The organism is Dietzia lutea (assembly GCF_003096075.1).
In the GTDB taxonomy this organism is placed as follows: Bacteria; Actinomycetota; Actinomycetes; order Mycobacteriales; family Mycobacteriaceae; genus Dietzia; species Dietzia lutea.
Genome location: NZ_CP015449.1, coordinates 425,645 through 441,385 on the forward strand (window position 1 = coordinate 425,645; position 15,741 = coordinate 441,385).

A 15,741-nucleotide genomic window follows, 5' to 3' on the forward strand; every position below is an offset into this window, starting at 1 on the left:
CGGCCGGGCCGGTTCATGGCACCACGGGTGCCCCGCCGCGACGGGACACACCGGACGACACCCGAGGAAAGGCGAGCCACGACGATGGCACAGAGCGAGATGACGGTAGTGGAGCTCCGCGAATGGATGCGGGGCTGGGTCTGCCGGGCCACCGGGCTCGACGTCTCCAAGGTGACCGACGACCGCTCGCTGGAGGAGTACGGTCTGTCGTCCCGCGACGCGGTGTCCCTGTCCGCCGACCTCGAGGACCTCATCGGCCGTCCGCTCGACGCGACCGTCGCCTACCAGCACCCCACCATCGCCTCGCTCGCCGAGTACGTGGTCAACGGGCCGGCGGAGATCGACGAGCCCACCGACCTGCACACCTTCCGCGAGCGCGGCGCCGGCATGGAGTTCGACGTGGCCGTCATCGGGTTCGCGACCCGCTTCCCCGGCGGCGCCGACACCCCCGAGGCGACCTGGGAGCTGCTGGCCTCCGGCCGCGACGCCACGACCCCGCGCCCCGACGGCCGCTGGTCGGAGTGGGCGGGCGACGCCTACGTCCAGCAGGTCCTGGCCGAGGCCCCGAACCGCGGCGGCTGGCTCGACGACACCGAGGTCAAGGACTTCGACGCCGAGTTCTTCGGCATGAGCCCGCGCGAGGCCGAGATGGTCGACCCGCAGCAGCGGCTCGCGCTCGAGCTCACCTGGGAGGCCCTGGAAAACGCCCACATCCCGGCCAGTGACCTCAAGGGCCGTGAGGTCGGCGTGTTCATGGGCTCGTCGTCCAGCGACTACCAGGTCCTGCTCACCTCGGACTCGGCGGCGGCCTCCCCGTACGCGGTCACCGGCGCCTCCAACTCGATCATCTCCAACCGGATCTCGTACACGTTCGACTTCCGCGGCCCGTCCATGACGCTGGACACCGCCTGCTCGACGTCGCTGGTCGCGATCCACGAGGCCGTCAACTCCCTGCGCCTGCACGAGTCGGACCTCGTCGTGGCCGGTGGCGTCAACATGATGCTCGCGCCCGCCGCCACCATGGGCTTCGCCAAGACCGGCGCCGCGCTCAGCCCCGACGGGCGCATCAAGGCGTTCTCCTCCGACGCCAACGGCATCTGCCGCTCCGAGGGCGGCGGCGTGTTCATCCTGAAGCGCCTGTCCGAGGCGGAACGGGACGGTGACGAGGTCCTCGCCGTCATCAAGGGGTCCGCCGTGAACTCGGACGGTCGCTCCAACGGCATGACCGCCCCCAACCCCGACGCCCAGGTCTCCGTCCTGCGCCAGGCCTACGCCGACGCCGGCGTGGACCCGCGCGAGGTCGACTACATCGAGGCCCACGGCACCGGAACGATCCTCGGCGACCCCATCGAGGCCACCGCCCTGGGGCAGGTGCTCGGCCGCGGGCGCGACGCCGACCGGCCCACGCTCCTGGGCTCGGCCAAGACCAACTTCGGCCACATGGAGTCCGCGGCCGGTGCCGCCGGCCTGGCCAAGATCATCCTGGGCATGCAGCACGACGCCGTGCCGCCCACGATCAACTACGCGGGCCCCAACCCGTACATCGACTTCGACGCCGCCCGGCTCAGCGTGGTCACCGAGACCACCCCGTGGCCGCGCTACAGCGGGCGCGCCGTCGCCGGCATCTCCGGTTTCGGCTTCGGAGGCACCAACGCGCACGTGGTGGTGGCCGAGTACCGGCCGCAGCCGGCCCACGTCGTCGTCGACGCCCCGGCCGACACCGACCCGACCACGGCGGCCACCACCGACGCGACCACCACCTCGGCCGCCGAGGACGACGTCTCGCGCTGCGTGGTCGAGGCCGTCGCGCGCAACGCCGACGAGCTGGCCACCACCGGCAGCGCCGTGCCGGGCGCGCCCGCCACCGTGCTGGTCGTGTCCGCGTCCCTGCCGTCCCGCCGCAAGGCCACGGCCGGCCAGATCGCGGACTGGCTCGAGGCGCAGGACGACTCGATCGACCTCGGCGCCGTCGCCCGCACCCTGTCCACCCGCAACCACGGCCGCTCGCGCGGCGCGGTCGTCGGCCACACCCGCGCCGAGCTCGTCGCCGGACTGCGCGCACTGGCCGCCGGCGACCCGGGCCCCGGCGTGTTCAGCGCCGACGCCCCCGCGGGTACCGGCGACGTGTGGGTGTTCTCCGGCTTCGGCTCCCAGCACCGCAAGATGGCCAAGGAGCTGTACCTGTCCAACCCGCTGTTCGCCTCGTGCCTGGACGCGGTGGACGAGCTCATCGACTTCGAGGCCGGCTACCGGATCGCCGAGTTGATTCTCGACGACTCGCAGACCTACGAGCTCGAGAACTCCCAGGTCGGCATCTTCGCCATCCAGGTGGCGCTGGTCGACACCCTGCGCGCGCTCGGCGCCAAGCCCGAGGCCGTGATCGGCCACTCGATGGGCGAGGTCGCCGCCGCCTACGCGACCGGCGGCCTGAACCTCGAGGACGCGGTGCGCGTGATCACCGTGCGCTCGCGCCTCATGGGCGACGCCGAGGGGCAGGTCTCGGAGGAGGAGGCCGGCGCGATGGCGCTGGTCGAGTACTCGGCCGAGGAGATCGCGCAGATCATCGCCGACAACCCGCAGTTCGCCTCCATCGAGCCCGCCGTCTACGCCGCGCCCACCCACACCACGGTCGGCGGCCGCGCCAAGCCCGTCGCCGACTTCGTCGCGTGGGTGGAGGAGCAGGGCAAGTTCGCCCGTCAGCTGCAGGTCCGCGGGGCCGGGCACACCTCGGACGTCGACATGCTGCTGGGCGAGCTGGCCGCGGAGATCGCCGGCCTCGAGCCGCGCGAGCTCACCTCCGGGCTGTTCTCCTCCGTCGACCGCGAGACCTTCTACCGCGCCGGCCACGAGCCGGTCCACGCGGAGGAGTACTGGGTCAAGGGCATGCGTCACTCCGTGTGGTTCACCCACGCCGTGCGCAAGGCCGTCGACGCCGGGTACGTGACCTTCCTCGAGCTGGCCCCCAACCCGGTGGCCGCGATGTCGGTGGCCGCGACGTGCTTCGACGCCGGTCTCATGGAGCCCAACCTCCTCCACGCGCTCAAGCGCAAGGAGTCCGAGGCCGACACGCTGCTGCACGCGATCGCGCAGCTGTACGTCCACGGGCACACGATCGACATGCCCAGCGTCGTGGAGATGATCCACGGCTACGTCACCGGCCCCGACCGGTACGCGCCGGTGCCGGGCACCGCGTGGAAGCGCCGCACCCTGTGGCCCGAGGTCACCGCGGGTGGCGGCTCCGGTGACGGCCGTATGCCGGGGTCGTACGTCGCGCTGCCCGACGGCCGCCACGCATGGCAGGTCCGCGCCGAGGTGGTGCCCAGCGTGGACGCGCTGATGTCCGCCGCGGCCGCCGCGGTGGTCGAGGGCGCGACCCTCACCGCCGTCGACCGGCCCGGCGTCCTCCCCGCCTCGGGATCGGTCACCACGACCCTGACCCCGCACCCGGGCGGGGCGTCGCTGCAGGTCCACGCCCGGTCGGACGAGGAGTCCGCGCCGTTCGTGCTGGTCGCCTCCGGTGCGGTCAGTGGTGGCGCGCCGATCGATCCGTCGACGGCACCGGAGATGCCGCACTTCGAGTCGGACGAGTCCGACGCCCCGGTGGTCGCCGAGGACGAGGACGACGACGAGGCCGACACCCGCTGGAACCCCGAGTCCGGCGAGTCGATCAGCGACAGGCTCGCCCGGATCATCGGCTCCTCGATGGGGTACAGCCCCGACGACCTGCCGAGGGAGCTGGCACTGCTCGATCTCGGCCTGGATTCGCTCATGGCCGTGCGGATCAAGAACCGCGTCGAGCACGAGTTCTCCATCCCGCCGCTCGAGTTGCAGGCCATGCGTGACGCGTCGCTGAACGATGTGGCGGAGATGGTCCGGTTCGCGGTGGAGAACCCGGAGGAGGTCGGAGAGCTGGCGGCCCAGCAGGCCCGCGGTGAGGGCGCCGTGGACGTGGCGGCCCTGCGCGACGGCGACTCCACCGACGGCGCGGCCCCGGCCGGCGACGCCGTGTCCGTCGCCCCGCGCGACGACACCGAGCGCATGGCGTTCGGCGCGTGGGCCGTGGTGACCGGCGCGGCGGCGCCCGGCGTGACCGGCGCGCTGCCCCCGATCGACGAGGCCACCCGCGAGGCGCTGGCCCGGCGACTGTCCGAGCGGTCCGGCGGCGACATCACCGCCGACCAGCTGGCCGGGGCGACGACGATCGCCGAGGTGGCCGATCTGCTGCGCCCGTTCACCGAGGTCGCCGTGGAGGGCAACATCCGCGTGCTCGCGCAGGGGCAGGAGGGACGCACGCCGCTGTTCCTGTTCCACGCGGCCGGCGGATCGTCGTTCGTCTACGAGCCGCTCGTCGAGCGCCTCGGCGAGGGCACCCCGGTGTACGGCGTCGAGCGCGTCGAGGGTCCGCTGGAGGCGCGTGCCGCCAGCTACCTCGAGCGGATCCGCGAGCTCGCCGCCGGCCGCACGGTGGCGCTGGGCGGCTGGTCCTTCGGCGGCGCGTTGGCCGTCGAGGTGGCCCGCCAGCTGCGGGCCGCGGGCGACGACGTCTCGCTGGTCGTCCTACTGGACACCGTGCAGCCGTCCGAGCCGATCCCGGACACGCTCGACGAGGCCGAGGCGCGCTGGAAGCGGTACTCGGAGTTCGCGAAGCGGACGTACGGGCTCGACGTGGAGGTGCCGCGCGACTTCCTGGCCGAGCACGGTGAGGACGGCGTGCTGGACATGTTGATGGGGGTGCTGGGCGCCGAGGCCAACGCGATGGGCGGTGGCGTGATCGAGCACCAGCGGGCCAGCTTCGTGGACAACCGCATCCTGCAGAGCGCGGACATGAGCTCGTGGGCCGGCGTCGGCGCCGAGGTGCCGTTCGTGCTGTACCGGGCCGAGCGGATGCACGACGGGGCGATCGAACTGGAGCCGCGCTACGAGCGCATCGACCCGGACGGCGGCTGGGCCGCCGTGGTGACCGATCTGGAGGTGGTCCACCTCGAGGGGGACCACCTCGCGATGGTCGACGAGCCGGTGGTCGGTACGGTCGGTAAGCATCTGGCGCGTCGGCTCACGGAGCTCGACGCGGGCGTACGGAAGGGAACGAACGCGTGACGGCGAAGACGACCGCGGAGAAGCTCGCTGAACTGCGGGTCAAGACCGAGCAGGCCATGGACCCGGGTAGCGATCGGGCCAAGGCCCGCCGCGACGCCGCGGGGCACACGCCGCCGCGGCAGCGGATCGCCGAGCTCCTCGACGCGGGCAGCTTCGTGGAGATGGGCCAGCTGGCCAAGGCGCCGGGTAATCCCGACAACCCGTTCGGCGACGGCGTGGTGACCGGGCGCGGCACGATCGACGGCCGCCCGGTGGCCGTGTACGCGCACGACAACACGGTGTTCGGCGGGTCCGTCGGCGAGGGCTTCGGCAAGAAGGTCTGCGCCATCATGGACTTCGCGATCAAGATCGGCTGCCCGATCATCGGCATCAACGACTCCGGCGGTGCCCGCGTCCAGGACGCCGTCACCTCGCTCGCGTACTACTCGGAGATCTCGCGGCGTCAGTACCCCGCGTCGGGCTACGTGCCGCAGATCTCGATCATGCTGGGCAAGTGCGCGGGCGGTGCCGTGTACGCGCCCGTGACGACCGACTTCGTGGTCGCCGTCCAGGACCAGGCGTACATGTTCGTCACCGGCCCCGACGTCATCCGTCAGGTGACCGGCGAGGACGTCACGATGGACGAGCTCGGTTCCGCGCTCCAGCAGGCGAAGCGGGGCAACGTCAATCACGTGGCGGTCAGCGAGCACGAGGCGTTCATGTACGTGCGCAACCTGCTCAGCTACCTGCCGTCGTCGGCGAGCGAGAAGGCCCCGCGGATCAACCCGGGACTCGAGCCGGAGACGACGGAGTCGGACCTGCAGCTCGACACGATCATCCCGGACTCGGACAACGCCGCGTACGACATGCACGACGTGCTGATCCGGATGTTCGACGACGGCGAGTTCGTCGAGACCTCGGGGCAGTTCGCCTCCAACATCATCACGGGATTCGCGCGCGTGGACGGTGAGCCGGTGGGCGTCGTCGCCAACCAGCCCCTGCACCTGTCCGGTTCACTGGACATCGACGCCTCCGAGAAGGCGACCCGGCACATGATGCTGTGCGACGCCTACTCGATCCCGCTGGTCTTCGTGGTGGACACCCCCGGCTACCTGCCCGGCGTGGAGCAGGAGAAGCTGGGCATCATCCACCGTGGCGCGAAGATGGGCTTCGCGGTGGCTGCGACGTCGGTTCCCAAGGTGACCTTCGTGGTGCGCAAGGCCTACGGCGGGGCCTATGCCGTGATGGGCTCCAAGAACCTCGGCGGTGACCTCAACTTCGCGTGGCCGACCGCCCGGATCGCCGTGATGGGCGCCGAGGGCGCGGTCGACCTCCTGCAGCGTCGGCAGATCGAGGAGGCGGGGCCCGAGGAGGGGCCGAAGCTCCGCAAGCAGCTCATCGACATGTACAACGAGTTCATCGCGACGCCGTACACGGCCGCCGAGCGGGGCTACATCGACGCGGTGATCGAGCCGTCGCACACGCGCCTGGTGCTGCGCGGTGCGCTGGCGCAATTGCGGGACAAGACGCGGGTCGAGCCGCCGCGCAAGCACGCCATCTTCCCGCTGTGATCTCCTAGCTCGACCGGCGCTCCGACGGGCGGCCCACCGACTCCGGGGGCCGCCCGTCGCGCATTTCGCCGCCGTCGCCCGACCGCCGCCTGCCCACTCGCCCGGCCGCCTGCTCCGCCTGCGCTGGCCGCAGCCGCTCCTCAACCTGGCGTCTCGCTCCCGCTTCTGCCTGCGCTGGCCGCAGCCGCTCCTGGACCTGGCGTCTCGCCGTCGCCGCGGTGCGCGCGAGACGCCATGTCGGCGGGCGGCTGTGCTCGCGAAGAGAGCTCAGGTTGGACCCGTGTGAACGACCGCGGGCCCGCCGGCAGCTGCTGCCTCCGGCGGGCCCTCGTCAGGCCGGTGCGGAACTCGTCAGGCCGCCGCGGCCCCGCGCGCTGTGCGGGTCACTCGGGGTCGGTCACCAGGATCGGCCCCTCGGGCTGCCACCAGCCCCAGCGGGTCTCGGTGCCCGTGGTCACCTCGGCGGGGGCCGGCGGGTCCTCCTGGTAGGTGCCCAGCGGGGTGTAGGCCTCGATCGAACCCCAGTCGCGGTTCCAGTCGTGCCGCAGATACGACGGGATCGTCCGGGCCCGCTGGGCGGTCTCCACCCAGCCCAGCGGCCCACCGGCCTCGTATGACATCCACGTGCTGGTGGCGCTGACCGCCAGCGGTCGGTCCGGCAGGATCCGGAACTCGGGCAGCTCGGCCACGCCCGCGTAGTGCTCGAACGGTCGCTGGCACGGGAACTGCAGGCTCACCGCCCAGTCCAGCAGGACCGGCGACTCGGACCCCACCATCTCCTGGACCGTCACGAGCTCGGGGGCGCGCGGGGGCGTGATCGCGGCCCACTGCTCGGGGGTGAGGTCATTGTCGTCGACCCGGACACGCATCACGTCGGCGTCCGCGGGGGCGTCCTGCATGTCCACGCGCAGGTTCCGCCACGTGGGGGCGGGGCCGATGTCAAACGGCACGACCGGCTCGCCGACCGCATCGACGCCGGCCTCGCCCGAGCGGCCGAACTCGACGACGACGCTCTGGCCGTACCTGTAGATGCCGTCCGCGTCGAAGCGGCCGATCCGACCCGCCGCCGAGATGACCAGCAGGGGATGCGACTCCCGGTTCTCCGGCAGGCGGTACCAGCCCGTCTCCAGGCTGGCCTCCCGCTGCGGGCCCACGAGGAATGAGCCGAGCACCGGCGTCGTGGCGGGGTCGAGCCCGAACGGCAGCGCGACGGTCGAGGCGTTGACACCCTCGGCGCCCCGGCCGCCTCCGGTCCCGGCGCTCTCACCGGTGTTGACCGACGGGCCGCCGCCGGGCTCGGAGGTGGTGTTCGCGGCGCCGGGATCGGCGACCACCGCGTCGGCGGACAGGTCGGGGGCGACCCCGTCCGGCGTGAACCCGGTGTTCCCGCCGGCCTCGATGGCCGCGGCACGGTCCTGCGGGTCGACGGTGCCGTCGGGCAGGGGGGTGGCGTCGAGCGGGGTGAGCATGCCGTCGTTGGTGTCGGGCTCGACGAGGACGCGGTCGGCGAGCATGCAGGGGTCCCCGGCGAGCGCGGAGAGGTTACCCTCGGCGATCGTGTACGCCGGGAACTGCTTGTGGACGCCCTTGGCGAACGAGGCGATCGAGAAGATGACCAGCAGGCCGGCGACCACGGCGATCGGTGCCGCGGCGAAGGTCCGCACGCGGCGCCGGCCCTCCGTGGTCCGGGGCGCCTTGTCTCCGGTGTAGTCACGACGCAGGTGCTGCCACGCGGCGTAGGCGAACGTGAGCACCGCCAGGACGAGCAGCACGGTGGCTGCGTCGATGCCGCGGATGCTCGGCGCCTTGTCCCACCAGGGGATGCCGTAGCTCGAGACGTACCACCAGCCGTTGGGGCCGGCGAACGCCAGCGCCACCACCACGAGGATCACGCCGAGGAACAGCGTGCGGTTACGGGCGGTGCGGACGGCGGACGCGGAGATCGCCAGGGCGCCGAGGGCGGCGATCGCCCCGCCGATGCCCGCGTAGACACCGAAGTGGTGGGTCCACTTGGTGGGCGAGAACATCATGAAGAAGGCGGTGCCCACGACCACGCCGACCAGACGCCAGACCGGGCCCGAGGCGGCGCCCGGTACCTTGCCGCGGCGCAGCAGGGTGCCGACGACGACGGCGAGACAGAGCAGCACCAGCAGGACCGGCAGTCGACGGGCGAGCGAGCCGTCCACCGTCGGGATCATGAGGTAGTAGTAGCGGACGAACTCCTCGAACCAGCTCAGGCTGGGGCCGATTTCGCCGCGGACCCGGATGGCCTCGAGCACGGCGGCGAGGGTCTGCACGCCGAACACGCAGATCAGCACCATCGTGCCGGAGGCCAGGACGGGCGCGACGAGCGCGAGGTGCGAGCCGATCACGCGGCCGCGGACGACGACGGTACGCACGACGGCCCGCAGGCCCATCAGCAGTGCCGCGACGGCCATGAGCCCGGTGGGACCGGTGGCCAGCGAGAACGACGCGATGATGACGGCGATCGCGAACGGCAGCATCCGCCGGGTGGCGATGGCCCGTTCCACGGAGACCCAGGTCAGCAGCGCGCCCAGCGCGATGATGGGCTCGGGCCGCAGGCCGTTGTTGAAGGCCATCCAGAAGGCGAGGAAGACGGCGGCGGCGCTCCACACGACGACCGGGGTGGTGCGGGCGGCGCGTCCGAGGCGGGGCAGCACCTCGCGGCTGATGACGAGCCAGCACAGGATCGCGGCCAGGAGAGCGGGCAGCCGCATCCACGGGCTCGCGGTGGACACGTGGGAGAACAGCGTCAGCAGGTCGTAGTAGGGCGAGCCGAACGGCGACTCGGGGACCCCGTACCAGCGGTAGTAGTTGGCCATGTAGCCGGCGGGATCGGCGGCGCGGGCCATGGACAGGATGTAGCCGTCGTCGGAGGTGTTGCCGCCGACGAAGTGCCAGACGCCGAGCGTGCCGATCACGGCGATGTCGGGCGGCCGGATCCGGAACCAACCGCGCGGCAGGAAGCGGCGTGCGCGGCGGCCGTCGGTCTGGTCCAGCGCGTGCAGCGCCCACAGGGCGACGGCCGTCGACAGCAGGCCGATGACGATCGCCGCCCACTTCCACGCGGTGGGGTCGGTGGTGAAGCGGGAGTCGGCCTGCACGGTGACGTCGAGGCCCTCGGGCACCGCGGTGTCGGCGGGCAGGTCGGTGTAGACGCCCACGACCATCGGGCGCAGGTCGTCGGCGTCGACGCGGCGCGCGGCATCGTCGATGCCTTCGAACGACGCCTCGACGTAGGTGGGCGCGGCGACCACGCTGAGCTGCGTGCAGTCGCCGGCCTCGACCCGGTCGCGGGGCGCGGAGACGATGACGCGGTTGCGGGAGACCACGTCGACCGTGTCGACGGAGGCCCGGACGAACAGGGCGCGGTCGCCGGCCTCCTCGCCGCCCGCCGGGGCGGTGGACAGCAGGATGCCCCCGTCGGCGGGCAGCTCACCGACCAGGTCGCACGGCGCGGTGGCGGTGAACTGCTGCGGGGAATGCGCCATAAGGGGCGCGGTGACCGAGCCGACCGACCCGTTCTGCGGCCACTGCACGGTCGAGGTGGTCTGGGAGACCGGCAGGAACGGCAGGGCCAGGAAGCACAGCGTGCCCAGGAGGCCGCTGACGATGGCGATGAGCCGGAGCCTCGCGACCCGGGGGTCGGCGGCGATCGCGCCGGAGGCCGGACTGGGAGCCGGGGGACGGGCCGGGGACGGTTCCGGGGAGGAGTCTGACACGACAGCCGATTCTAGGCGACGATCAGTTCATCGGACCCGGCGTGGTCCAGCCCCAACGCACCTCGCTTCCGCGCAGGAGTTCGGAGGGAGAGGCCTCCGGGTCGAGGGGTTCGAACCGCTGCAGTGAGCCCCAGTCGCGGGCCCAGTCGTGGTCGAGGTAGGTGGGGACGGTGATGGCCTCGACGGTCTGCCTGGTCCACAGGAGCGGCCCACCGCCGCCGGCGCTCTGCCACCAGTTGGCAGCGGACGACGACTCGCGGTCGGCGAGGATCCGGTAGCGGGGGATCTCGGCGACGCCCCCGTTGTGGACGAACGGGCGCTGGCACGGGAAGGCCAGCGCGACGACCCAGTCGATGAGCACGGGGTCGGTGTAGCCGACGACCTCGTCGAGGGTCCGCAGCCGCGGGTTCCGCGGCGGGGTGACGGCCAGCCACTGGTCGGGGTCGAGGTTGCCGTCCGCGGCCACCACGCGCACGACCTGGGCGTCCTCGGGGATCGAGTCGAGCGGGATGCGCAGGTTCCGCCAGGCGGGCGCGGGGCCGACGTCGATGGGGGTGGTGGAGCCCATGACCTCGAAGTCGGTGGGCCCGGTCGCGCCGACCCGGCCGGGGCGCCCGTACTCGATGCGCAGGGCGCCGTTGCCGATGCGTCCGGCGGCCGCCATGACGAGGAGCGGGCGGTTGGCGCTGCGGGCGGGCAACTCGTACCACGCGGAGGTGAGCTCGGCCGCGACCTGCGGGCCCCGGCGGTAGGAGCCCAGGACCGGGGTGGTGTCCGGGTCGAGACCGAACGGCAGCGCGACGGTCGAGCCGTTGACGGTGACGGCGCCGCGGCCGCCGGTGGTGCCGGCGTCCACGCCGTCACCGGGGTCGCGTTCGCCGGACTCGGAGGTCGCGAGCGCGCCGGAGGTCTCCGCGCTGTCGACGGTGATGGAGTCCGGCAGGCCGTTGGGGGCGAAGCCGTTGACGACGCCCGCGCCGAGGGAGATCTCGGGTCCGGCGCCGACCGCGCTGAGCAGGCCGTCGTTGGAGTCCTCCTCGACGAGCACGGAGTCGGCGAGCGCGCACGGTTCGCCGGACAGCGCGCGGATGTTGCCGCGCCCGACGCTGTAGGCGGGGCTCTGGACGAACACGGCGGTGACCGCGGAGATCAGCTCGAAGATCACCACGGAGAACGCGACCACCGTCAGCGGGGTGCCGCCGATCCCACGGCTCCGGCCGTCGGTGCGGCGGCGGGCGGCGGGGGTGTCGGCGTGCGTCCGCAGGAACGGCGCCGTGCGTCGGATCCGGAGCCACAGGGCGGCGCCGGGTTCCTCGGGTACGAGGCCGGAGTGGATGAGCCCGGCGATGAGCAGGCACACCAGGGCGCCGATGAACGCGACGTACTGCACCTGGACCGCGCCCACGGCGGGGAAGGAGTCGGAGAAGGGGATGCCGTAGTCGGAGACGTACCACCAGGTGTTGTTGGTGGCGGTGGACAGGCCGACGACAAAGCACAGCGCCGCCCACACCAGCCAGCGACTCCGATTGAGCGAGACCGTCGAGGAGCGCAGGGCGATGACGGCCAGGACGGCGAGCGCCCCCGCCAGACCGGCGAAGACCCCGAAGTGGTGGGTCCATTTGGTGGGGGTGAACACCAGGAACAGCAGCGATCCCGCGAGGACGCCGATGAGTCGGCGCGAGGGCCCGGCGGCCGCGCCGGGGATCTTTCCGCGCCTCAGCATGACGGCGGTGACCAGCACCAGGCACATGAGCATGAGCAGGACGGGGAACCGGCGGGCGACGCCCCCGTCGGCGGAGACCCCGAACAGCGCCTCCCACCGCTCCTTCTCCCCGTACCAGGGCAGGCTCGGCCCGAGTTCGGTGCGGATGCGGGTGGCCTCGAGGACCGCGGCCAGCGTCTGGTCGGCGAACACGGTGTAGAGCAGCGCGAGGCCCACGGCCAGGACCGGGCCGAGGATCGGGGCCCAGCCGACCACCTGCGCGCGCCGGCGGGCCATGCGGAGGAACTCGCGGGCGCCCGCCGCGAGCGCCGCGACGCACATGAGCCCGGTGGGGCCGACGCCGAGGGAGAACGCGGCCACGCCGATCGCCGCGACGCCGGGCACGAGCCGGCGGGTGGCGATGGACCGCTCGACCAGCGACCACGTGAGCAGGGCGCCGAGCGCGATCACCGGCTCGGGCCGCAGCCCGTTGTTGAACGCCATCCAGAAGGCCAGGAACAGGGCGGCGCCCGTCCAGCGCGGTCCGCGCCAGGTGCGGGCGAGGCGGCCCAGCCGGGGCACGACCTCGCGGCTGATGATGAGCCACGACAGGATGCCGCACAGCAGGGTGGGCAGCCGCATCCACGGGCTGGCGGTGGAAATCTCGGCGAACACGCGCAGGATCTCGTAGTACCAGCCGACCGGGGACTCGGGGGAGCCGAGCCAACGGAAGTAGTTGGCCATGTACCCGCTGGGTCCGGCCGAGCGGGCCATGGTGAGCAGGTAGCCGTCGTCGGAGGTGTTGGCGCCCACGAGGTGCCAGAAGCCCAGGACGCCGATGACGACCCCGTCGACCCCGGACAGCCGCGACCAGGACCGCGGGACGAACCGGCGGTGCGAGCGGCCGTCGATGCCGTCGAGGCGGTGCAGGAACACCACGGAGGCGAGGGTGGCGAGCACCCCGATCACCATGAGCACGAGCTTGAGCGCCGTGGGGCTGGAGGAGTACCGGGAGTCGACGGTGACCTCGACCGTGGACGAGCCGAGGCCGTCGGGCGCGGTCACGGGCGTGAGGTCGGTGAAGACCCCGGTGACCTGCGGGCGCATGGTCCCCGGGACGGCGGCGCGGACCGCGTCGTCGGCGTCGTCCGGGTCGCGCTCGAGGCCGGTGAACTCGGCGACGAGGATGCCCGTCTCCGCGCGCACGTTCAGCGTCTCGCACGCGGGGTCGCGCAGGGTGGACAGCGGCACCGACAGCAGCGTGATGTTGCGCACCGCCACCTCGATGACCGGGTCGCCCGCCGCGTCCTCGGCGCGTTGGACCACCAGCCCGTCGGAGATCCGCCCGGGGGCGTCCTCCGGCAGGGTGGAGAACACGATCGTGTTCTCTGGGACCTGGGCCAGCGGCGCGCACGGCGCGGTGATGGTGAGGTCGAGCGGTCGCCCGGAGACGAGCGGGGCGGTGACCGAGGCGTAGTCGGGCCCGGCCGTCCACTGCACCCGCGTGGTGTCCTGGTGCACGGGGAGGAACCCGGCGAGGATCGCCAGGACCGCCCCGAGGAAGCCGGTGATGACCGCCCACCGGCGGTCGCGGTCCATGCCCGGGTACGGGTGCAAACCGAGGGGACGCCCGTCGTCGGTGTCGCGCACCTCGTCGTCGTCGCCCTGTCTCACGGTTCCCGTCCGCTCCGCTGTCACCGGCTGATCACCGCACCACGATCACGGCGAACGGACCCACGTCGTGGACCTCGAAGTGCTCCCCCTCGACGGCCTCGCCGGGGATGGTGACGCCGAAGCGGCGGACGTTGGGGTCGTTGGGGTAGGTGTCCTCGGCCAGGCGCAGGGAGAAGCCGTCGCCCGACCGGCGCGTGACGATCGCGTCGGGGCCGCGCCACGGCGTGGAGCGCATCATCGCGAACAGCTCGTCGCCGCTGGTGGCGTCCTGCCACGCGACCATGGACTCGTTGCGGTCGGCGTAGCGCCCCAGCGGGTTGGCGTAGTGCGAGGTGACGGCCTGATAGGCGAAGTACGGGTGGTAGGCCAGGAACGCGTCGGCGGTGCTGGCGACGACGAGGTCGGTCCGGTCGCGGCCGGGGAACGACTCTCCGATGACGCGGTCGACCTCGGCGTAGTGGGACTCGGGGCCGGGCGGGTAGCGGTCGGCCCGCTCGCCGTGGCCGTCCGTGTCGGTGTAGGCCAGCCGGATCTCGTCGTGCAGATGGTCGGGGATCCCCTGCGCGTGGGCGAGGACGGCGAGGGCGGCCAGCACGCCCACCACGGCACCGGCGCGCTGACGACGGTCGGCGGCCTCCGCGGCGGGCCGGGCCTCACCGGCCTGTCGCCCGGCCGCGCGGACGACGACCCCGGCGACGTCGACGACGGCGAACACCCCGGCCACCACGAGGAGGAGGATGAGCACCGGCTCGAGCCGGAACCCCAGCATGGTGGTGCCCAGGACGGTGACGGCCATCGAGGCCAGGCACCACAGGTAGACGGCCACGACGCCCAAGCCGAGTGCCTGCGCGCGGCGCGAGGTCCACGCCCGCGCGATGATCCACACCAGGCCGGCCAGGCACACCCAACCGGTCAGGCCGCCCGCGGTCATGGGCAGCGGCAACCGCGCCCCGGCCTCGGGCAGGTAGTGCATGGCCGTGCCGGAGTCGGCGGGCTCGCCGCGGAGCGCGGCCAGCAGGTAGGGCGCCCACACGAGCAGGGCGATGAAGATCGACCCGAACCCGATCACGGCGAGGCGGGCCGCGGGCAGCCAGAGCGGGATCACGCGTCGACCGCGCCGCGCGGCGAGCACCGCGGCGACGGTCGCGACGAGCGCCATGAGGACGACCGTGCCCGCCGCCAGGCCGGTGTACAGCGTGTAGGTGCAGGCCGAGGCCCCGAGGAAGAGGGTCGTGGCCACGGTGGCGCCGCGGCCGGCGTGGCGGGCCGTCGGGCTGACCGCGTGCCACGCGAGGATGAGGACCGGCGGCAGGAACAGCGCCACCACGGCGCCGTACGGCTCGGGGCTGCCGTAGGCGAGCACGATCGAGGTCGAGACCAGGCCCACCGCGGCGCCGAGGTCGGTGCGCAGGATCCGCGTCCACAGCACAGTGACCAGCGCGGCCGCAACGGCCAGCGACAGGATCGCCCACGGCTTGAACGCCGCCCAGCCCTCGAGACCCACGAGGTTGGCGAACCGGCCGCCCAGCCAGAACCACCCCGACGGGTAGAACGACGGCAGGTCGATGTACGCCATGTCGGGCAGCCCGAGCGAGGTCGCCGAGCGGCCGAGGAACTGGGTGCGGAACTCCTGGTCCACGCTCACGCCGTGCAGGTACAGCCGCGACGCCGCCAGCGGGATGCCCAGCGTGGCCGCCACCAGCAGCGCCGAGCCGGTGGGGGCGGCGAGCTTGCCCAGCCGCACCAGCGCGGGCCGACCTCCCGGCCGCTCTCCGGCGCGCGCGGCGAGGATGCCCGCCGCCACCAGCGCGACCGCGGCGGTCTGACCGACCACGGTCAGCGCCCGCAGGACGTTGGAGTTGCCGTAGGCGGGGAAGGAGACGAGCGAGAAGCCGACCAGGACCACGGCGGTGACGGCTGCGGCGAGCAGCGTCGCCGCCCCGGCCAGACCGGGTCCGCGGAGTGCCGGCGGCAT

Annotated in this window: 5 protein-coding genes; 2 read left to right on the forward strand and 3 right to left on the reverse strand. The window is 72.9% G+C overall.

The window, feature by feature from the left end:
- The first annotated feature begins 84 nt into the window (after positions 1 to 84).
- Positions 85 to 5,097, forward strand: a complete 5,013-nt coding sequence (gene pks13 / locus A6035_RS01930) for a polyketide synthase Pks13 (RefSeq protein WP_108846383.1) — start codon at positions 85 to 87, stop codon at positions 5,095 to 5,097.
- Between the two features lie 56 nt (positions 5,098 to 5,153).
- Positions 5,154 to 6,647: an acyl-CoA carboxylase subunit beta gene (locus A6035_RS01935; RefSeq protein ID WP_108849019.1), complete on the forward strand. Its 1,494-nt coding sequence runs from the start codon at positions 5,154 to 5,156 to the stop codon at positions 6,645 to 6,647.
- A gap of 383 nt (positions 6,648 to 7,030) precedes the next feature.
- Here A6035_RS01935 and A6035_RS01940 read toward each other — a convergent pair whose 3' ends face one another.
- From A6035_RS01940 to A6035_RS01950, 3 genes are all read right to left on the reverse strand, one after another.
- Positions 7,031 to 10,390, reverse strand: a complete 3,360-nt coding sequence (locus A6035_RS01940) for an arabinosyltransferase domain-containing protein (RefSeq protein WP_108846384.1) — start codon at positions 10,388 to 10,390, stop codon at positions 7,031 to 7,033.
- A 22-nt stretch (positions 10,391 to 10,412) separates the two neighbouring features.
- Positions 10,413 to 13,691, reverse strand: coding sequence for an arabinosyltransferase domain-containing protein (locus A6035_RS01945; RefSeq protein WP_167400755.1), 3,279 nt, complete (start codon positions 13,689 to 13,691; stop codon positions 10,413 to 10,415).
- A 106-nt stretch (positions 13,692 to 13,797) separates the two neighbouring features.
- A complete protein-coding gene (locus A6035_RS01950; protein WP_108846386.1) occupies positions 13,798 to 15,741 on the reverse strand; it encodes an arabinofuranosyltransferase in 1,944 nt (647 codons plus the stop codon).